Source organism: Dyella sp. EPa41 (assembly GCF_016586165.1).
Lineage (GTDB): Bacteria > Pseudomonadota > Gammaproteobacteria > Xanthomonadales > Rhodanobacteraceae > Dyella.
This window is the reverse complement of sequence record NZ_BCPR01000012.1, coordinates 63,560-83,545: the sequence shown is the minus strand read 5'-3', so window position 1 is coordinate 83,545 and position 19,986 is coordinate 63,560. Positions and strand designations below refer to the sequence as shown.

General features: G+C 65.9%; 18 protein-coding genes. 8 read left to right on the top strand and 10 right to left on the bottom strand.

Translation table 11 applies throughout. The features are described from left to right. Positions 1-806 precede the first annotated feature (806 nt). The 3 genes from JMF82_RS06330 to proC form a co-directional block, all read right to left on the bottom strand. A complete protein-coding gene (locus tag JMF82_RS06330; RefSeq protein WP_201313684.1) occupies positions 807-2,870 on the bottom strand; it encodes a M13 family metallopeptidase in 2,064 nt (687 codons plus the stop codon). A 63-nt stretch (positions 2,871-2,933) separates the two neighbouring features. After that, on the bottom strand, positions 2,934-3,509 hold the full coding sequence (locus JMF82_RS06325) for a YggT family protein (protein ID WP_201313683.1): 576 nt from the start codon (positions 3,507-3,509) through the stop codon (positions 2,934-2,936). Positions 3,510-3,780: 271 nt separating this feature from the next. Continuing rightward, the gene (proC, locus tag JMF82_RS06320) at positions 3,781-4,599 is read right to left on the bottom strand and encodes a pyrroline-5-carboxylate reductase (protein WP_201313682.1); all 819 of its coding nucleotides are present in this window, start codon (positions 4,597-4,599) and stop codon (positions 3,781-3,783) included. Positions 4,600-4,916: 317 nt separating this feature from the next. Between proC and JMF82_RS06315 the strand changes: the two genes are divergently transcribed. Together JMF82_RS06315 and JMF82_RS06310 are read left to right on the top strand one after the other, a co-directional pair. After that, the gene (locus tag JMF82_RS06315; RefSeq protein ID WP_038615550.1) at positions 4,917-5,954 is read left to right on the top strand and encodes a type IV pilus twitching motility protein PilT; all 1,038 of its coding nucleotides are present in this window, start codon (positions 4,917-4,919) and stop codon (positions 5,952-5,954) included. A 122-nt stretch (positions 5,955-6,076) separates the two neighbouring features. Further along, entirely contained in the window at positions 6,077-7,243 is a 1,167-nt protein-coding gene (locus JMF82_RS06310; RefSeq protein ID WP_201313681.1) for a PilT/PilU family type 4a pilus ATPase, read from the top strand. Between the two features lie 84 nt (positions 7,244-7,327). On the opposite strand, the gene JMF82_RS06305 is transcribed toward JMF82_RS06310, so the two are convergent. Continuing rightward, positions 7,328-7,765: a BON domain-containing protein gene (locus JMF82_RS06305; RefSeq protein ID WP_201313680.1), complete on the bottom strand. Its 438-nt coding sequence runs from the start codon at positions 7,763-7,765 to the stop codon at positions 7,328-7,330. 431 nt (positions 7,766-8,196) lie between these two features. On the opposite strand from JMF82_RS06305, the gene JMF82_RS06300 reads away from it, so the two are divergent. Next, positions 8,197-8,982 carry a 4-vinyl reductase gene (locus JMF82_RS06300; RefSeq protein ID WP_201313679.1) on the top strand — a complete coding sequence of 262 codons (786 nt, stop codon included), beginning with the start codon at positions 8,197-8,199 and terminating at the stop codon, positions 8,980-8,982. Positions 8,983-9,045: 63 nt separating this feature from the next. Further along, positions 9,046-9,789: an MHYT domain-containing protein gene (locus JMF82_RS06295; RefSeq protein ID WP_201313678.1), complete on the top strand. Its 744-nt coding sequence runs from the start codon at positions 9,046-9,048 to the stop codon at positions 9,787-9,789. 76 nt (positions 9,790-9,865) lie between these two features. Here the strand turns inward: JMF82_RS06295 and JMF82_RS06290 are convergent, their stop codons facing one another. The 6 genes from JMF82_RS06290 to gshB all read right to left on the bottom strand — a co-directional run bounded on the left by JMF82_RS06290 (position 9,866) and on the right by gshB (position 15,941). Next, positions 9,866-11,629: a hypothetical protein gene (locus JMF82_RS06290; protein WP_201313677.1), complete on the bottom strand. Its 1,764-nt coding sequence runs from the start codon at positions 11,627-11,629 to the stop codon at positions 9,866-9,868. A gap of 83 nt (positions 11,630-11,712) precedes the next feature. Next, positions 11,713-12,639 carry an aspartate carbamoyltransferase catalytic subunit gene (locus tag JMF82_RS06285; RefSeq protein ID WP_201313676.1) on the bottom strand — a complete coding sequence of 309 codons (927 nt, stop codon included), beginning with the start codon at positions 12,637-12,639 and terminating at the stop codon, positions 11,713-11,715. Between the two features lie 25 nt (positions 12,640-12,664). Then, a complete protein-coding gene (gene ruvX / locus JMF82_RS06280; protein WP_201313675.1) occupies positions 12,665-13,111 on the bottom strand; it encodes a Holliday junction resolvase RuvX in 447 nt (148 codons plus the stop codon). A gap of 298 nt (positions 13,112-13,409) precedes the next feature. Further along, positions 13,410-13,985, bottom strand: coding sequence for a YqgE/AlgH family protein (locus tag JMF82_RS06275; RefSeq protein WP_201313674.1), 576 nt, complete (start codon positions 13,983-13,985; stop codon positions 13,410-13,412). A 115-nt stretch (positions 13,986-14,100) separates the two neighbouring features. After that, entirely contained in the window at positions 14,101-14,967 is an 867-nt protein-coding gene (locus JMF82_RS06270; RefSeq protein WP_236585319.1) for an energy transducer TonB, read from the bottom strand. Next, positions 14,964-15,941: a glutathione synthase gene (gene gshB, locus JMF82_RS06265; RefSeq protein WP_201313673.1), complete on the bottom strand. Its 978-nt coding sequence runs from the start codon at positions 15,939-15,941 to the stop codon at positions 14,964-14,966. Before gshB ends, JMF82_RS06270 begins: the two co-directional genes overlap by 4 nt. A 366-nt stretch (positions 15,942-16,307) precedes the next feature. Here gshB and JMF82_RS06260 point away from each other — a divergent pair, with 366 nt between their 5' ends. From JMF82_RS06260 to JMF82_RS06245, 4 genes are all read left to right on the top strand, one after another. Beyond that, complete coding sequence (locus tag JMF82_RS06260; RefSeq protein WP_304487912.1) at positions 16,308-16,709, top strand: response regulator; 402 nt, start codon at positions 16,308-16,310, stop codon at positions 16,707-16,709. 30 nt (positions 16,710-16,739) lie between these two features. Next, the gene (locus tag JMF82_RS06255) at positions 16,740-17,111 is read left to right on the top strand and encodes a response regulator (RefSeq protein ID WP_201313671.1); all 372 of its coding nucleotides are present in this window, start codon (positions 16,740-16,742) and stop codon (positions 17,109-17,111) included. A 7-nt stretch (positions 17,112-17,118) separates the two neighbouring features. Further along, on the top strand, positions 17,119-17,658 hold the full coding sequence (locus JMF82_RS06250) for a chemotaxis protein CheW (RefSeq protein WP_201313670.1): 540 nt from the start codon (positions 17,119-17,121) through the stop codon (positions 17,656-17,658). Positions 17,659-17,772: 114 nt separating this feature from the next. After that, positions 17,773-19,803, top strand: a complete 2,031-nt coding sequence (locus JMF82_RS06245; RefSeq protein WP_201313669.1) for a methyl-accepting chemotaxis protein — start codon at positions 17,773-17,775, stop codon at positions 19,801-19,803. Positions 19,804-19,986: the final 183 nt, after the last annotated feature.

Genomic DNA, 19,986 nt, shown 5'->3' with positions numbered 1-19,986 from the left:
GCCACAGCCTTCAGCTCCTCGATGCGATGTGCCGCGCAGCGGCACGAGCTTTCACCCATCCCCTGTGGGGCGGTGAGGGGTGGTCGATCAGGCCCCGCAGGGGTGCCCGACACGGATGTCGGGCACTTTTCGTCCGGGCAGGAGCCCGGTCGAAAAGCCCGGCCGCCTCACGGACTGGCTGGGCGAAGCCCAGACAGCGCCACGCGGGGTGCTCTTTCTTTTGGTTACTTTTCTTTGAGCAAGCAAAGAAAAGTGACCCGGGCCGCGGCAGCGGCTCGGAAGCCCGCGGCTCCACAGGGACTTCCTTCGGTCGCAGGCGAGCCCGGTCGCGGAAGACAGCAACGAAGACATCGCCAACTGCATGTCTGAAGAACGAGTGCTGCAGACCGGCGCGAAAGGATGTCGCGCACAGGGTGCGCTCCTACAAAGGAAGGCTGCGCAAAAAGTGGCCCGGGCCGCGGTAGCGGCTCGGAAGCCCGCCGTCCGACGGAGGCTCCTTTCGGTCACAAGCAAGCCAGATTGCGGAAACACAACACGTAAAAACCGGACACACACTGGAGCGCCGAACCATGCAGACCGGCGCGAAAGGTGGTCGCGCACTGGGTGCATTCCTGCAGGGACAGCGGTGATGTGAAGAGAGCCGAGATGGAGCGCGCCAAGTGCGCGACAAGCCGACGGAGCGGTGACGTTGCGGTGCCACGGTCGCCCAGAGGGTGGGCTCCTGCAAAAGAGAACCTCGCGCCTCATCCATCCTGCAGGAGTCCCTCATCCCAGCCCTCTCCCGGGGAAGAGGGACAGGGCAACCCCTACCAGATCTTCACCCGCTGGTTCTCCGGCCGCCACATCGGCTGCCCCGGTTTCACGCCAAAAGCCTCGTAGAAGTCCGGAACATTCGACAGCGGACCATTGACACGGTACTTCGCCGGCGCATGGACATCGGCCAGCAGCGAATTGCGCAGACGCTCCTCGCGCTGCTGCGACAACCAACCCAGCGCATAGCCGAGGAAGAAGCGCTGCAGCGGCGTGTAGCCGGCGACCTTCTCGCCCTTCTGGTATTGCGCGGTCTTCTTGAACGCATCCAGGCCGATCATGATGCCGCCGAAATCGGCGATGTTCTCGCCCAGGCTCGCCTGTCCGTTGACGTGCAGGCCGGGCAGCGGCTCGAAGGCGTTGAACTGCTTCACCATGACCTGCGCACGCTGGGTGAAGCGCTCCGCGTCCTGCCTGGTCCACCAGTCCAGCAGGTTGCCCTTGGCGTCGTACTGGCGGCCTTCGTCGTCGAAGCCGTGGGTGATCTCGTGGCCGATGGTGGAGGCGGCGACGTAGCCGTACACCACGGCGTCGTCGATCTCGCTGTCGGCGAAGCCGGGGATCATGAACTGCGCGGCAGGCAGCACGATCTCGTTGTTGGAAGGGTTGTAGTAGGCGTTGTAGGTCTGCGGCGTCATTTCCCACTCGGTACGATCGACCGGCTTGCCGTACTTCGACAGCATGTCGTCGAAGGCCCAGCGCTGCGCGCGCATCATGTTCTGCGCGTAGGAATCGCGGCCGATGGTGAGCTTGGAGTAATCCTTCCACTTGTCCGGATAGCCGACCTTCCTGGTCACGGCGGCGAGCTTCTCGTGCGCCTTGGCCTTGGTCGCGGGGCTCATCCAGTCGAGCTGGTCGATGCGCTCGCCATAAGCCGTGCGCACGGCTTCGACCATGGCGTTGTAGCGCTGCTTGCCTGCCTCGGAAAAGTAGTCCTTCACGTAGATGCGGCCGAGGATCATGCCAAGCGCTTCGTTCTCGGCGCGCAACGCCCGCTTCCAGCGCGGCTTCTGCTGGGCCTGGCCGGAGAGCGTGCGGCCGTAGAAATCGAAATGCTCGTCGTCGAAGGCCTGGCTCAGGTAACTCGCATAGGCATCGGCCAGATGCACGCGCAGGTAGTCGCGCAGCACCGGTGCCGGTGTCCTGGCCAGCAACGACTGCAGGCCGTCGAAGAACTCGGGCTGGCCGACGATGACGGTCGGCGCCGAGAGCTTCCACGCGGCGAGGCGGGTGTCCCAGGCAATGGCAGGCGTATGCTTCGTCGTCAGTTCCGAAGGCGCCATCTTGTTGTAGTTCTTCTCCGGATCGCGCAAGGCCTCCAGCGGGCGGGAAACCTTGGCCAGGGCCGTCTCGAACGCCATCACCCGCGTGGCGCTCTGCTTCGCCGTGGCTTCATCGGTGCCGAGCAGGCGGAACATGCGGCCCAGGTGCGCGACGTAGGCGGTACGCGCCTTGGCCACGCCCTGTTCGCTGTTGAAGTAGTAGTCGCGCTCCGGCAGGCCCAGGCCGCCCTGGGCCAGGTGCACCGCCATGGCGTCGCTCTGCTTCTCGTCCTGCGCCACGCCGACGTCGAAGAATACATCCACGCCCAGCGGCTGCAGCGCAAAGGCGGCGTCCAGCGCGGAGTTCACGTCGTGCACGGCATCGATGCGCGTGAGTTCGTCCTTCAGCGGCGAGGCGCCGAGCCGGTCGGCCAGTGACTGGTCCATCGCGATCGTCCAGAAGTCGCCGATCTTCTGCTCGTCGCTGCCGGCAGCCGCCTGCTTCTGCGCCGCGGCGTCTTCACTGATCTTGCGCAGCTTGGCGTAAAGCTCGTCCTGCACGACCTGCGCGATGCCCCACTGCGATTCCTCCGCGGGGATCGGATGAGCCTTCAGCCAGGCACCGTTGGCGAACTCGAAGAAGTCATCGCCCGGGTTGACCGAGCTGTCGATATTGCCGGCCACCACGTCCGGCTTCGCGGCGATGGCCGGGCTGGCGGCGTAGGCGCTGCCCACGGCGGAGGCTGTCAGGGCGAGGGCGAGCAGACGGCGGCGCAGGAGGGATGAATTCGCATGCATGCGAGAAGAATTCCTTGGGAGCGAAAGGGAAGGTGGCCGCGCGCGGGTGGCGCGGCCACGGGCTTACATGCCGAGCGCCAGGCGGGCGCCGAGATCGGTAAGCGGAGAAACCAGCAGCAGGCGGGCCAGGATCAGCACGATCATCACGGCCCAGGGGGCAAAGTCGAGGCCACCGGCAACCAGCCTGCCGCGCAACGGGCGCAGCAGCGGACTGACCAGGGTGCCGGCGAGACGATAGACGGGGTGGTAAGTCTCGACCTGGAACAGGCTCATCAGCGACCACACGAAGATCAACACCACGTAGAACATGGCTATGAAGTCGAGCGTGTCGGCGATCGACAGCACGATGAGTCCGAGCACGTGCGGAAACATGCCGAGCAGCGAGAACAGCACCACGCGCTTGACCAGCATCAGCAGGAAGATCAGCAGCAGGGCCGCCACATTGATGCGCCGCCAGTTCGGCAGCAGGCGACGAAGCGGTACCAGCACCGGATTGGTGGTGCGGTAGATGAACTGGCTCAGCGGATTGTGGAAGTCGGCCCGGCTGGCCTCGGCGGCCAGGCGCAGCATGAACAACGCCGCGGCGGCGCCGAAGGCGAGTTCGAGCAGGAAAGAGAGGGCGTTGACGAGATAACTCATGGTTAGGGCTGCTCTGGCCTGTTTAGCGGGGTATCACCGGTTCTGCCTGCTCGCAGATGCGTAGGGTGTCGATGACGGCAGGTTGGGTGCCTGTCGAATCGACGCCATGCGGAGCTGTGGGCAGACCGAGCCGGCCCTCTGGGTACTGCCTGGAAAGCCCGCATGCTGTGAGGCGCAGCATGCTCAGACGGCCAGCCCGCGCTGCGCCACGCCTCACATCCTGCGGACTTTCCTGACATCATGCCACCCCGCTTAACAGGTCAGGGCAACCCTAGTCGTCCAGGGCGGCGGCCATCTCGCCACCACGGCGCGTGGCCGCCGCCACGGCGCGGGCAACGACCTGGCTGAAGTGGTCGGCGGCAAAACTTTCCAGGGCGGCCTGGGTGGTGCCGTTCGGCGAGGTGACGCGCTTGCGCAGCACGCTCGGGTCCTCGCCGCTCTCGGTCAGCATGCGGCCGGCGCCCAGGCAGGCCTGGGCGGCCAGTGCGCGAGCCGTGTCGCGCGACATGCCCTGCGAGAACGCCGCATCCTCCAGCGCTTCCACCATGGCGAAGAAATAAGCCGGGCTGGAGCCGGAGATGGCGGTCACCGTGTCCAGCAGCGATTCGTCGTCGAGCCAACGGGTGAGCCCGACGGCGTCGAGGATGTGCTGCGCCAGTGCGCGCTGCTCCGCGCTTACGCGGCGATTGGCGAACAAGCCGGTGGCGCCGGCGCCGATCAAGGCCGGCGTATTGGGCATGCAGCGCACGATGGGCAGGGCATGGCCGAACCAGCGCTCCAGTTGGTCGATGCGCACGCCGGCGGCGATGGAGATCAGCAGCGGCCGCTGGCGCGCCAGCACGTCTTTCAGCTCGCCATGGACGGCCGGCATGATCTGCGGTTTCACCGCCAGGACCAGCACCTCGGCGTCGCCGGCCGCCTGGCGGTTGTCGGCATAGCACGCCACGCCGAATTCGCGGCCCAGTTCCTGGCGAGCCTCGGCCCGCGGCTCGGCCACGCTGATGGAAGAGGCGGCGACGCCGGTCTTCAGCAGGCCGCCGATCAGGCTGCGCGCCATGTTGCCGCCGCCGATGAATGCGATACGTGTCATGCGGGTTCCTCGCAGTGCGGCCTTTACCTTACCGGAGGGAGGGGGCGCCCGTCCCCTGGCGGAAGGCCCGGCCGGGTCTTGCCGTGCTGCATGCTTTCGCAAACCTGGTCCGCACTTTGGGCAGTAGACCTAAGGAAAGACTGGTGGCGCGGGCCTTGGCGCGAGTAGTATCGGCCCGCTTGCATGGGGAACCGGGACAGGGCCATTCGCACGGCGTCGGCGCGCTTGCGTCGCGACGCCCTGCCGCGAGAGGAACAACCCGCCCACCCCATGACCGCCGCATGGCATCCAGACGATCGGGTTGAGGGGAACGCTAGATGGATATCGCCGAACTGCTTGCCTTCTCGGTGAAGAACAAGGCCTCGGACTTGCACCTGTCCGCCGGCCTGCCGCCGATGATCCGCGTGGACGGCGACGTGCGCCGCATCAATATCCCGGCGCTCGAGCACAAGCAGGTGCATTCGCTGATCTACGACATCATGTCCGACAAGCAGCGCCGCGACTACGAGGAATTCCTCGAGGTCGACTTCTCCTTCGAGATTCCCGGCCTGGCCCGTTTCCGCGTCAACTCGTTCAACCAGAACCGCGGCGCGGGCGCGGTGTTCCGTACCATTCCGTCCGAAGTGCTCACGCTGGAAGACCTGGCGGCCCCGGCGGTGTTCCGCGAGCTGATCGAGCAGCCGCAGGGCCTGATCCTGGTCACCGGTCCGACCGGTTCGGGCAAGTCGACCACGCTGGCGGCGATGGTCGACCACATCAACAAGAACGAATACGGCCACATCCTCACCATCGAGGATCCGATCGAATTCGTGCACACCTCGCAGAAGTGCCTGATCAACCAGCGCGAAGTGCACCGCGACACGCACGGCTTCAACGAGGCGCTGCGTTCCGCGCTGCGTGAAGACCCGGACTACGTGCTGGTGGGCGAGTTGCGCGACCTGGAAACCATCCGCCTGGCGCTGACCGCCGCGGAAACCGGCCACCTGGTGTTCGGCACGCTGCATACGAGTTCGGCCGCCAAGACCATCGACCGCATCATCGACGTGTTCCCGGCCGGCGAAAAGCCGATGGTGCGCTCGATGCTGTCCGAGTCGCTGCGCGCGGTGATCTCGCAGTCGCTGCTGAAGAAGGTCGGCGGCGGCCGCATCGCGGCGCACGAGATCATGGTCGGCATCCCGGCCATCCGCAACCTGATCCGCGAGGACAAGGTGGCGCAGATGTACTCGTCCATCCAGACCGGCCAGCAGTACGGCATGCAGACGCTGGACCAGAACCTGCAGGACCTGGTGAAGCGCGGCCTGGTCACTCGCCAGCAGGCGATGGGCTATGCGCGCAACAAGGATATTTTCAAGTGATGGGAGGGAATAGGGAGTAGAAATAGGGAATAGAAAAGCCTGCGGCGTCACGCGGACGGCATGGTTTCCCGCTCTTCCCATTCCCGATTCCCTACTCTCGATTTACCGCCCCGGAGGGTGCCATGAGTGATTTCGACTTCACCTCGTTCCTGAAGCTGATGGTGCACAAAAAGGCATCGGATCTTTTCATCACGGCCGGCGTGCCGCCGTCGATGAAGGTGCAGGGCCGCGTCGTGCCGATCACGCAGAGCCCGCTGTCCGCGCAGCAGTCGCGCGACATGGTGCTCAACGTGATGACGCCCTCGCAACGCGAGGAGTTCGAAAAGACCCACGAGTGCCAGTTCGCCATCTCGGCACAGGGCGTGGGCCGCTTCCGCGTGTCGTGCTTCTACCAGCGCAACTGCGTGGGCATGGTGCTGCGTCGCATCGAATCGAAGATCCCGACGATCGAAGAGCTCACCCTGCCGCCGGTGATCAAGCAGCTGGCGATGACCAAGCGCGGCATCATCATCTTCGTGGGCGGCACCGGCACCGGCAAGTCCACCTCGCTGGCGTCGATGATCGGCTATCGCAACGCCAATTCGACCGGTCACATCATCACCATCGAGGACCCGATCGAATACGTGCACAAGCACGAGGGCTGCATCATCACGCAGCGCGAAATCGGCATCGACACCGACAACTGGGACAACGCGCTGAAGAACACCCTGCGCCAGGCGCCCGACGTCATCATGATCGGCGAAGTGCGCACGCGCGAGACGATGGAACACGCCATCAACTTCTCCGAAACCGGCCACCTGTGCCTGTGCACGCTGCACGCGAACAACGCCAACCAGGCGATGGACCGCATCCTGCACTTCTTCCCGGAAGACCGCCGCTCGCAGCTTTTCATGGACCTGTCGCTGAATCTCAAGGGCATCGTGGCGCAGCAGCTGATCCCCACGCCCGACGGCAAGGCGCGTCGCGTGGCAGTGGAAGTGCTGCTCGGCACGCCGCTGGTGCAGGACTACATCCGCCAGGGCGAGATCCACAAGCTCAAGGAAGTGATGAAGGAATCCACCAACCTCGGCATGAAGACCTTCGACCAGAGCCTGGTCGAGCTCTACCATGCCGGCGAGATCTCCTACGAGGACGCGCTGCGCCACGCGGACAGCTCCAACGAAGTGCGCCTGCGCATCAAGCTCGCCCAGGGCGGCGACGCGCACACGTTGTCGCAAGGCCTTGACGGCGTGGAGCTGGAAGAGACGCGCGATTCGCAGAACTTCGGCGGCAACCTCCTGCATCGCTGAGTCGCCGGGAATGACGCACGGGAAGAAGGAGCCCATCGGGCTCCTTCTTCGTTTTCAGCACCGCCCTATGCAGCGTGCAGGCGATTAGTGGGCGGCATCGCTGACCATCAGGCCACTGGCATCTACGGTCTTCACGCCCTTCACTTGCTTGGCGACATGCTCGACCTTGGCCTTCTCGCCGGCGCTCGCGGTGGTGCCGGTCAAGGTCACCGTGCCGTCCTTGGTCTGGACGGAGATGTCGGTGCTCTTGATGCCCTTGGTGGTCGCCAGCTCGGATTTGATCTTGGTGGTGATCCAGGCGTCGTTGGTCTTGCCGGGTACGGTCTCGTTACTCGACTTGTCCTGCATGGTTGCCGCGTCCTGGGTCTGTCGCATGCTGGCCGCGTCCTGCTGTCGTTGCGCTGCATCCTGCGATTGGCGCGCGGCGTCCTGAGCGGCAACCTGTGCAAACGGCACAGTCGCGAAGGCTGCGGCGAGACCGGCGGCGATCAGCGTCTTGCGGAACAGGTTGTTGGTACGCATGGGGAATCTCCTGTGTGAGGAAGCACTGTCCTGATGGCAGGCGGTCGCCGCTGTGTGCGGTACCCGCGAAACCCATACCATCAGCCTTTGCGTGAACCTCGCATGGCTGCCGCGGGCATCGATTCAGCACGTCATTACGGTTGCGAACGCGATGTCATGGCGATGTCCTGAAAACGTTCGGCTCGATAAGATCGTGCTAAGCGTGATGCACATCACGGTGACAGGTGCGCCGCGCCAGTTTCACGACAGCGAGCCGTCCGCGTACGCGATCAAGCTGCCTGCGCGGCGTCCTTCTTCGAGCGGCTGTGTCCTGCTTTCCCCGCGCCATGCGCGCGCTTCGCCGAAGGCGCGGATGCTTGTGAAACAGACGGCCATACGGCACATTCATTCACTGGCACGATGTTTGGGCTGCTTTGATTTCGGGGGGAATCATGGCCGAGCTGGAAGTGCGCGTAGTGTCTGAGCGCCGGGACGGGCTACTGCTGGAGCTGGGGCGCGTAGTCAATGAGTACGGCCACGTACTGGTGCGCCAGCGATGGCTGCAGGAAGAGCAAGGTGCCTGCCTGACCCTGGTGCTGCGTGGGCCACCCGATCGCCAACCGGCGCTGGAAGAGGCCCTTGGCCTCCATCCGCGCGTGCTTCGGTTCGAATCCACGCGGTCATTGCCGGCTGGCCATGCGGTCGACTCCGTTGCAGCGGCCATGGTGGCCGAACCGGTTGCGCATGCGGCCGGGTCCGCCGGATCAAGCGACGCCGGGCCGTCGCTGCCCAGCGGGGCGGATGTCGCTCGGGTCGAGCGCATGTTGCCCGGACTGGCGAAGGACTATCCGCGCATCTTTCCGTGGCTGATCAACCTTGAATACGCCGTGTCGGCCGAGGTGCGCGACGCCTCGCTGTACCTTGCCGGCAAGCGCACGGGCAGCTGGATCTTCAAGCGCGATTTTTCCCTCGGCGCGCGGCTGGCGCTGGTCGACGCGATCAGGCGCATCGCCTTGCCGGCGCTTCGCGTGCTGGTGACGGTCGAGCAGCACGAACATCAATTGCACGTACGTGGCTGCCCGCTCTGCCAGCCGGGTGCGCCTTCGGGCGGCCGCTTCTTTACCGGCTTCCTCGAGGGATTGCTGGCCGAATCGGCGGATACGCCCCATGTTGTCGTGCGCGAAACCCGTTGCCACAGCCTGGGTGCGCCGGTGTGCGTGTTCGACGTGTCTCCATGAAGGCCGCCGCATTCGAAGCGGCGTGAATCGCGGCGAGTCGTGCGAACAGACGAGGAGAGGGTCATGCAAGAGATGCATCAGCATTACAACGCCGTGCTGGTCGTTCTGTCGTATCTCGTGTCCGTGCTGGGGTCGTTCACCGCGCTGCAGCTCGCGCTCGGCATCGCCCAGGCACAGACGCCGGGCCAGCGCTGGGGCGCCGTACTCGCGGCAGGCACGGCCATGGGCGGCGGCGCGATCTGGGCCATGCACTTCATCGCGATGATCGCCTGCAACATGGGTGTACAGGTGACCTACGACGTGGTGCTCACGGCGATCTCTGCCTTGTTGGCCGTCGTCGCGTGTTCGATCGGGCTGGCCGTTGTCAGCGCCGGGGCATTCGGCTGGCTCAGCCTGGCCTTCGCCGGCGTGTTGATGGGCTTGGGCGTCGCGGGCATGCATTACCTGGGCATGGCGGCGATGCTCACGTCGGCGCAGATCTCCTATGACGGCGGCCTCGTGGCGTTGTCGGTGGCGATCGCGATCGTGGCCTCGATGGCTGCGCTGTGGCTCGCCTTCCACCTGCGCGGACGGTTGCAGATGCTTGGCAGTGCCCTGGTGATGGGCATGGCGGTATGCGGCATGCACTACACGGGCATGTCAGCGATGGACATGGCCGTTGGCGATATCTTGCCGGCCGGCTTCGCGCAGGGCCTGAGCGGCGACCATCTCGGCATGCTGGTGTTCGGCGTGGTGGTCGTGCTGCTCGCCCTTGCCCTGGGCCTGAGCATCATCCGCCAGCAGCGACGGGCCGCGCTCGCCATCTGATGCCAGCCGCGTGACGCGGAAACAGGACGGGGCGCCAAGGCGCCCCGTCTGCGTGCCTGCACGGTACGGCTGAGCGTTATTTCAGCTCGGTCTGGCTGGTGACCACCAGGCCACCGCTCTCCATGCGCGCGTCGCCGTTCAGCGTCTTGATGCGGGCAGCCTGCGCCTGCATCGATTCGAACTGCTGCCGGGACCGCTCCGCCGTCGCCTTGGCCGTGGCCTGGGCTTCCGGATCGTCCGAGTCCGCCTGGGCGGTGAGTTCCGCGATGTGCGCGGCCTTCTGCGCCATGGCCTTCACCCATGCCTGGTACATCTCGCCGCTGAGATGCAGGCGGCCGAAGCGGCCTGCGTCTCCGCCGGGCGCACTGAGCAGCTCACCGAGCTTGCTGTCCTCGCCCTGGCCAACGGCCAGCGCCAGCGCCTTCGGACCCATGGCGGCCCACACCGGCGTGCCCAGCGGCGCGGTGACTTCCGGCGGCAATGCGACCGGCTTGCCGTCGGCGGTGAGCTTGAGCTGCTGCAGGCCCGACATCGCCATCTGCGCCATCGCCAGCAGGCCGGCCGGATTGGAGGTGCCGATCAGGATGCGGCCGCTGAACTTGGGCATGCTGTCGTTGCTGCCCGGCTCGAAGCTGTCCAGCGCGACGCGTGCGCCCAGCAGGTCGCCAACCGGCGGCACGGCCGCCTGCTGGGACATCAGGCCGATCTTGGCGAAGCTCTCGTTGAGGTCGGCCAGCGACGGGCAGGCGAACGGCTTGGCGGCGACGGCATCGGCCTGGGCGCTCCAGAACGCGCGCATCTGCGCCATCGGCACGGCAAGGCTGATGTCGAACGGTGCGGTACCCGCCGCGCCCAGGCCCGGCAGTTCCACCTTCAGGCCGCTGAAGGCCTTGGTGATGTCGTCGGCCAGCGCCACGTCCCAGCGGATGTCCTGATGCTTCTCGTCGAGCTTGGTGTAGCCAAAGCTCAGCGAAGGCACGCGGGCGGCGATGCGCGTGGCATCGCCCTCGCAGGCGGGCGATACCTTCAGCTGGTTGGCGATCGGCTCGCCGGTCTTGGCCGACTCGGCCTCGGCGCGCGCCTTGATCAGCGCGTTGAACATCGGGTCCTTGCCGCTGGCGGCGAGCGGCAGCAGGCGCACCAGGTCGACCTGGCCGATGGCCCACGGCTGGTAGTCCTTGGCCTTGGCAAGTTTCTCCAGGCGACCGTCGTCCTGCAGGTTCTTGGCCGGGCGATCCAGGCCGAAGGCCAGGCGCAGCGTGGCCTCGGGCGCATCGGCGGGCAGCAGGGCGGCGACCGCCTGCTTGCCGACCACGGCCATCACGACCTGCATGCCGGCGTCGGCAGAGACGTGCCGGCGGTAGTTCACGCCGCCGAGGGTGGCCGTCTCGAACGGCTTCCCGTAGGCCGCTTCCAGGCGGCCGACGAAAGCCTCGAAGGCCTTGGGATCGACCAGCTCGAAGCGCACCACCGGCGACAGGCCAAGGCCGTAGAAGGCCGAGCGGCCCTTCATGTTGAGGCCGGCGTTCTGCGCGAACGACTCGATGGTCTTGCCGTCCAGCTCGGCGATGATGGCCTTGAGCAGGCGCGAGGCATCCGGGTCCTTCTCCGCCAAATCGTCCGCGGTGGAGCGAAGCTGGGCCATCTCGGCCGGCAGCTGGGCGTCGGCCTGGGCGAGCAACGCCTTGCGGGTGTCGTCGTCGAGCACGTCGAGGTTGGCCACCACGTACGGCGTGTCGGCGGGCACGAAGGCGAGCGGGGCGTCCTTGTCCTTGTGATGGCATGCAGCCAGCAGCACGCCGGCGAAGCCCAGCGCAGCAATGCGCGTCGTCGATCGCATGTCTATTCCCTTGGATGAGATGGGTGAGTCGCGCCGCGCATTATGCCCGGATTCGCGGCTTGACGCGGTGCGTCAAGCCTGGCTCAGCGACCCAGCACCTCGGCCAGCACCGCCATGCGCACGAAGACGCCGTTGCCCACCTGCTCGAGGATGCGCGACTGCGGGCCATCGGCCACTTCGGAGGCGATCTCGATGCCGCGGTTGATCGGGCCCGGATGCATCACCAGGGCGCCCTTGGAAGCGCGTCCCAGGCGGCGGTTGTCCAGGCCAAAGCGGGTGAAGTAAGCAGCCTCATCCGGCAGGTCGGTGGCGGCCATGCGCTCCTTCTGCAGGCGCAGCATGATCACCGCGTCGGCGCCTTCGATCGCCGCGTCGAAATCATCGGTGATCACGCACTGCGGAAACTCGTCCTGCGAAGGCATCAATGCCTGCGGCGAACACAGGCGGATCTCCTTAGTGCCGAGCGCGGTCAGCGCGTGCACGTCCGAACGGGCCACGCGCGAATGCTTCACGTCGCCGCAGATCACCACGGTGAGCTTGCTGAAGTCCGGGCGATGCTGCCGGATGGTGAGCACGTCGAGCAGGCCCTGCGTCGGATGCGCCCGGTTGCCGTCGCCGGCATTGATCACCGACACCCCGCTCATCGCGTGGCGCACCAGTTCCTCCGGCGTGCCCGACACCTTGTGGCGCACGATGATGGCGTCCAGGTGCATCGCCTCGAGCGTGTGCAGCGTGTCGAACAGCGCCTCGCCCTTGCTGGTGGAGGAGAAGCCGATGTCGAAATTGATGACGTCCGCCCCGAGGCGGCGCGCCGCCAGTTCGAACGAGGTGCGCGTGCGCGTGGATGGCTCGAAGAACAGGTTGAGGATGGTGCGCCCGCCAAGCAGGTCCAGCTTGCGAGTGCCGTGGGCGCAACCGTCGCGCATGGTTTCCGCGCGATCGAGCAGCCGCTCGATGGTTTCGCGGGGCAGGTGTTCGAGCGTGGTGAGGTGGCGCAGGCGTTGGCTCATGGCGGGCGGTTGTCGTGGGAGAGTGTCAGTGTCCGGTGGTCACGGCCTCGGCCAGCCACCGTTCGAGTATCACGGCAGCGGCCTCGGCATCGATAGTGGCGGCGTCGCGGCGCTTCTTGAGTCCCGCCGCGCGTGCGCTGGCGAAGCGCTGCGCGGCTTCGCGCGAGCTGTGGCGTTCGTCGACGAGTTCGACCGGCAGGCCATAGCGCTGGCCCAGCTTCTCCGCGAAGCGGCGGGCCCCGCGGCTGGCTGGTTGCTCCTCGCCGTCGAGGGTCAGCGGCAGGCCGACCACCAGCGTATCGGGCAGCCATTCCTGCCGGAGTGCGTCGAGCCGGGACCAGTCGGGATCGCCATCGCGCACGGCCACCGTGCCGATGCCGCGTGCGCTGCCGGTGAAGCGGTTGCCGACCGCGACGCCGATCAGGCGACTGCCGTAGTCGAAGCCGAACACGCAGCTAAGGGCCTGTTTCATGGTTTGGCGTGGCCTGCGCCGCGAGCGGTTTGCCCGCCGGGCAAGGAGGAATGTGGGAGTGTATGCCGATGCACGACTGAATGATGACGCTGCCTGGTGGGCGAACCGTCGCGGCCCGCCCGCGGGGACAATCCAGGGCTGGATTCTGCTTTGAGTAGCGAGCAGGGGTTGGCCCCCTGCGCTCGCCGGGCGGCGCTGCACAGCTCGGCCCGGCGGCCAGTCAGGCACCGTGCTACGCCCCATTGCCTGGTGGGCGCCGGGGACCGGCGCGGGCTAAGCCAAACCATGGAACTGGCTCTCAAGCGTGGCCCGCGTAACCGGGCAACTGCAGCGGATCCACGCCCACCAGGCCGGCGGCGGCGCTCCAGCGCTCCTCCAGCGGCGTATGGAACACCACGCGCTCGCTGGCCTCGGCCGTCAGCCAGGTGTTGTCCTTGAGCTCCTGTTCCAGCTGGCCGGCACTCCAGCCGGCATAGCCCAGCGCCATCACGGCCAGGCGGGGGCCTTCGCCCTTGGCCATGGCGACCAGGATGTCGCGCGACGTGGTGACCGACCAGTCGGCATTGATGCGGTAGCTCGATTCCCAGTGACCGGGGTCGCGATGGAGCACGAAGCCGCGCTCCTGCTGCACGGGGCCGCCGATCAGCACGGGCGCGTCGGCGACCTCCAGGTCATTGCACTCCAGCTTCATCTGCGCCAGCACGTCGCCCAGGCGGTACTCGGAAAGCTGGTTCACCAGCAGTCCCACCGCACCGTCTTCGTCGTGCTGGCAGATGAAGGCCACGCCGCGCGAGAACGGCGGTTCGGCCAGGCTGGGCATGGCGATCAGGAAATGACCGGCGAGGGACTGGGGCTGGGGAGAGGGTGCAGTCATGGGCTCATTGTAAGCCCTGGGGCGTGGCAAACGTCCGTTAGCGCGAAGTGAGGAGCGGGTGGTGAACGAGCAACGAGAGGAGGCCCCTGTTGCCCGTCGTGGTGCGTTCCTTTCCTCAGCGGCTCTTCAGTACATCGTTCGGCATGAACTGCCAGGTTCGGGTGATGTTCAACTCGTCGATCCGCTCCTTGTCGGGCGGCAGGGCGGGAAACGGCGCGGCAAGCCGCACGATGCGCTGCGCGGCGGCATCCAGCAACGGCTGGCCCGAGCTTTGCACGACTTCGATGCCCTTCACCGTGCCATCGTGGTTCAGCGTCACCGTGAGCAGCACGTCGCCGTGCAGGCCGCGGCGGCGCGCCTCGTTCGGGTAGTTGAGGTTGCCGATGCGCTCCACCCGGTCGACCCAGCCGCGCATGTAGGCGGCATAGGCGTACTCCTTGGTGTTGGACGAGATGAATTTCTTCTTCGGGCGCTTGGCGTAGTTGTCGATGCTGTTGCGCCGCTCGGCCGCCAGCTGCGCCATTTCCTGCTTGCGCTTCGCCTCGGCCGCCGTGTCCGGCAGATCCTGGGGGTTTTGCTCCAGCTTGGCCGTATCGGTGTTGACGCTGTAGTGGCTGTTGCCGGTGGTGGTAAGCAGCTTGTCGGGCGTCGCTTCCTGCGGCTTCGGCGTCGCGGCCTGGACCGGCTGTGGCGCCACGCCCGGCGTGGGCGTGGGCAGCGGGCCGGAAAAGGGCTGGGAGGGACGCGAGGCCTTGTCGTTCTCGCCGCCGCCGCTGTTGTTGGCCTGGGCCAGGAAGTCGGCCTTGTCCGGCGCCTCGCGGTTGGCGACGTCGACCAGGGTCACGTCCAGCGTGGGCAGGCTGGGCTTGGACTTCACGTAGCTGAAGGTGATGCCGAGGATCAGCACGCCATGCAGCAACAGCGAGAAAAGCATCGTGGCGCCGAACATGTCGGCGCCGGTGCGGACAGCAGGTTGGCTCACGCGGCGCGGTTTCCGGTTCTCAGGCTTTCGACGACGTCGAACAATTGGCCGGTGATATTAAGCCCGAACTGGGCATCCAGTTCGCGCGCACAGGTCGGCGATGTGACGTTGATCTCGGTGAGATAGTCGCCGATCACGTCCAGGCCCACGAACAGGAGCCCGCGACGGCGCAGCTCCGGCGCCACCTGGGACACGATCCAGCGGTCGCGGTCCGACAACGGCACGCCGACGCCACGCCCACCGGCCGCCAGGTTGCCGCGAAAATCTGTGCCCTGCGGGATGCGCGCCAGGGCATAGGGCACCGGTTCGCCGTCGATGACCAGGATGCGCTTGTCGCCCTCGGTGATCTGCGGGATGTACTTCTGCGCCATGGTGAACTGGCGGTGCTCGCCCTTCGGTCCGGCCGCGATCAGCGTCTCCAGCATGGAATTGAGGTTGCTGTCGCCGGCCACCACGCGAAAGATCCCGCGCCCGCCCATGCCGTCCAGCGGCTTGAGCACGACCTCGCCATGGGTCGCCACGAATGCCCGCAGCTCGGCGGCATCGCGTGACACCAGGGTGGGCGCCATGCACTGCGGAAAGTGCATCGCGAACAGCTTCTCGTTGCAGTCGCGCAGGGCCTCGGGCCGGTTGACCACGGTCACCCCGTCACGCTCGGCGAGCTCGGCCACCATGGTGTCGTAGATGAACTGGGCGTCGACCGGCGGATCCTTGCGCATGAGCACCACGTCCATCTCGCGCAGGTCGCGCCAGCGAGGCTCTTCCAGCATGAACCAGCCGGACACGTCGTCGCGCACGGATAGCGGGGCCAGCCTGGCCCAGGGCTCGCCGCTGCGGGCGGCCAGGTCGCCCTGCTCCATGTAGAACAGCTGGTGCCCCCGACGCTGCGCCTCCAGCAGCATGGCAAACGTCGTGTCCTTGGCGATCTTGATGGAGCCGATCGGGTCCATCAGCACGGCGACCTTGAGGGTCATCGTCATTCTCCGGTAGTAGAGCGCGTTCACGATCCCCGCCGGCTTCGGTCGGGGAAGAGCGGGGCAGTTTACGTGGTCTCCGGGCCGTATCCGCAGAGGATCAGCTCGGTTGCCCCGGACCCGCAACCTGTCAACCCGTCTCCCCGGTCATTGCCCGATACAATGACGTAGGACGCTGCACGCGAGATTTCAGCTTGACGTCACGTCGGGCAGGCGGTAAACAGCTACGCACGAGTGCCTGCCGGCTGAGTGATGTCGTACGTCGTAGGGAACTTTGCTGTATTTCTGTGTCCATACGAGATTGTCGGCGCGTCGCCGACGATGCCACGATTTTCCTGAGCCTGGGGCGGGTCGCAGGGGGGTGTTGTGAACTTGAACATAAGTGGAAATGGCCTGGCCGGCCTCAAGGTCATGGTGATCGACGACTCGAAAACCATTCGTCGAACGGCAGAGACCTTGCTCAAGAAAGAAGGCTGCGACGTGCTTACGGCCGTCGACGGCTTTGAGGCGCTCGCCAAGATCTCCGACCAGAAGCCCGCGATCATCTTCGTCGACATCATGATGCCGCGACTCGACGGCTATCAGACCTGCGCGCTCATCAAGAACAACCCGCAGTTCCGCGGCACGCCCGTCATCATGCTGAGCTCGAAGGACGGCCTGTTCGACAAGGCGCGTGGCCGCATCGTGGGCGCCGAACAATATTTGACCAAGCCGTTCACCCGAGATGAGCTGCTTGGCGCCATTCATCGACACGTCGCCACGGCGTAAAAACCGCGGCAACAGGGTCTAGGGGGACCTGTGGCAAATATTCTCATCATCGACGATTCGCCGACCGACGTCCGCGTGTTCACTACGCTGCTGGAGCGTGCCGGCTACAAGGTCGATTCCGTGGGCAATGCCGAAGAAGGCATCGAGCGCGTGCGCGCGGACAAGCCCCACCTGGTCATCATGGACGTCATCATGCCGGGCATGAATGGCTTCCAGGCCACGCGCACGCTCACGCGCGATCCCGCGACATCGAGCATTCCGATCGTCATGATCACCACCAAGTCCATGGAAACGGACCGCGTATGGGGGCTGCGCCAGGGTGCGCGCGCCTTCATCACCAAGCCGGTCAACGAAAAGGACCTGCTGGCCTGCATCAACGATCTGCTGCCTAGCGCTGCCTGAGGCGACGATGACCCAGACGGCCGCGCTTTCGCCCTTCGAAATCCTTGCCAGGTATGAGCAGTTGTCGCTGGCGCATGCCTCGGGCACGCCGGAGAAGCTGGAAGCGCCGGGCCTCTGGCGCGGCATCGGCTTCCGCGCGGGCAGTCGCCTCTTCGTCAGCGGCATCGACGAGATCAGCGAACTGCTGGCGGTTCCGGCCATGACACAGGTTCCCGGCACGCAGGCCTGGCTGATGGGCGTGGCCAACGTCCGCGGCAACCTGGTGCCGGTGATCGACCTGGCACGCTTCCTGTTTGGCGAGCGCACCCAGCACACCGAGCGCACCCGCCTGCTGATCGTCCGGCAGGGCGGCGGCAACGTGGCGCTGGTGGTCGACGAGGTGTTCGGCCAGCGCACGGTGGACGCCGAACAGCGCCGCAATGCGCAGCAGGAAGAAGATCCGCGCCTGTCGCGTTTCGTCGACGAGCGCGTGGGCGAACCCCAGCTGGCGGTATTCAGCATGGGCAAGTTGGTACGTGCACCGGATTTCCGCCAGGCCGCGGCCTGACGGGCAAAACGTTGGAACATAAGTAGGACCGGTGCCGTGTGAGGCCGGATTCAGGGCGATGTACCGACACCTTCCGACAAGGGCGGCAAGGTGTAGACGGGCGAGGTGAACGAAATGAGCACTACAGGGGGCGTGGGCAAGGAAAGAGGCTATACGGGCCTCATCATTGCCCTGATCATCGCGTTCGGTTTCACGGGTGTGGACTTCGTCATGCTCACGTTGAGGGGCCGCGAGGACACCCAGGCCGTGGGTCTGACCACCCAGATCCAGGTGTTGTCGCAGCAGACGGCCAAATATGCGCTCGAGGCCGCGGACGGTAACGTCGATTCCTTCAAGGAATTGGAAACCAACCGCAACGCCATCGACTCGGCCGTGCAGCGCCTGATCAAGGGCGACGAAAAGGGCGGCCTGAAGCCCTATGCCGACAACAACGCCACGCCGGCCGGTCGCGCCGTCGCCGCGCTGGGCAATGCCTGGGGACAGCTCGACGCCGACATCGGCAAGATCCTCTCCAACAAGGCGCTGGTGGTGGATTCGGCCCAGCGTGCCGGCACCCTGTCGCGCGACCTGCCGCTGCTGAACTCCAGCATGGAGCAGGTGGTGAACATCCTGCAGCAGCGCGGCGGCAGCGCGGAACAGACCTATACCTCCGCCCGCCAGATGCTCCTGGCCGACCGCATGATCCGCCGAGTGCAGGAAGTGCTGCAGGGTGGCGACGCCTCGCAGCCCGCCGCCGACGGCCTGGCGCGTGATGGCCAGCTCTACGGTTCGGTGCTCAAGGGCCTGCTCGAAGGCAACGCCGAAGTGGGCGTGCGCGCCATGGGCGACGCCAACGCGCGCAAGATCCTCACTGACATGCAGACGCAGTGGGACAACCTGCAGGATCCGGTCGGCAAGCTGGTCGGCGCCGCAGGCGGCCTCACCGACGTGAAGCGCGCTGGCAACCAGGCCTCGCTCGACTCGCAGAACGTGCTGTTGCGCGCCAACGAACTCGCTGACCAGATCGCCAAGCTGCCGACCCGCCGACTGTTCCCCAACCTGTGGTGGGGCGTGCTCGGCGCGATCGGCGCAGCGGCCTTCCTGATCGTCCTCGTGGTCCAGCTCGTGGCCGACCAGCGCCGCCGCTTCCAGGAATCGACCGAACTCAACCAGCGCAACCAGGAGGCCATCATGCGCCTGCTGGACGAAATGGGTTCGCTCGCCGAAGGTGACCTGACCGTCAAGACCACGGTGACCGAGGACATCACGGGCGCCATCGCCGACTCGGTGAACTACGCCATCGACGAGTTGCGCACCCTGGTGACGACGATCAACGAAACCTCGGAGCAGGTGTCGTCCTCGGCCCAGGAAACGCAGACCACCGCGCGCCACCTGGCCGAATCCGCGCAGCACCAGGCCCAGCGGATCAGCACCGCCACCACCGCGATCAACCAGATCGCGAGCCTGATGGATACGGTGTCCAAGGACTCCGCCGAGTCGGCCGACGTGGCCGAGCGCTCGGTGAAAATCGCCTCGCGCGGCGCCGAAGTGGTGCGCGAGACGATTTCGGGCATGGACTCGATCCGCGACCAGATCCAGGAAACATCGAAGCGAATCAAGCGTCTGGGTGAATCGTCGCAGGAAATCGGCTCGATCGTGGAACTGATCAACGACATTGCCGAGCAGACCAACATCCTCGCCTTGAACGCTGCCATCCAGGCGGCTTCGGCGGGTGAAGCGGGTCGCGGCTTCGCGGTCGTGGCGGACGAAGTGCAGCGCCTCGCGGAACGCTCCGCGAGCGCGACGAAGCGAATCGAAACGCTGGTGCAGACGATTCAGTCCGACACCAACGAGGCGGTGAACTCGATGGAACAGACCACCGCGGAAGTGGTGGCCGGTGCCCGACTCGCGGAGGACGCGGGCAGCGCACTGGGCGACATCGAGCGCGTGTCGCACGACCTGTCCGCGCTGATTCAAAACATCTCCACGCAGGCGCGCCAGCAGTCGACCGCGGCAACCGATATTTCGGTATCGATGAATGCGATCCAGGAAATCACCTCGCAGACCTCGCAGGGTGCAAGCCAGACGGCCGATTCGATTGGTTACCTGGCGCAGCTGGCGAGCGACCTGCGTCGTTCGGTGGCGCACTTCAAGCTGCCGGGTTGAGTAGGGAGGGCCTGAACCATGTCTTCCCATTGCCCGCGCCAGAACCGGTTTGCCTGCCAGACAAGGAAGAACGAGGGAATGTATGTCGATACACGACCGAGTGATGACGCAGGATGGCGGGCAAACAGACCTGGCCCGGAGGGTTGGCCATCGGCTCCCGGCAGGAAGTCGTGCGCGGCTTGA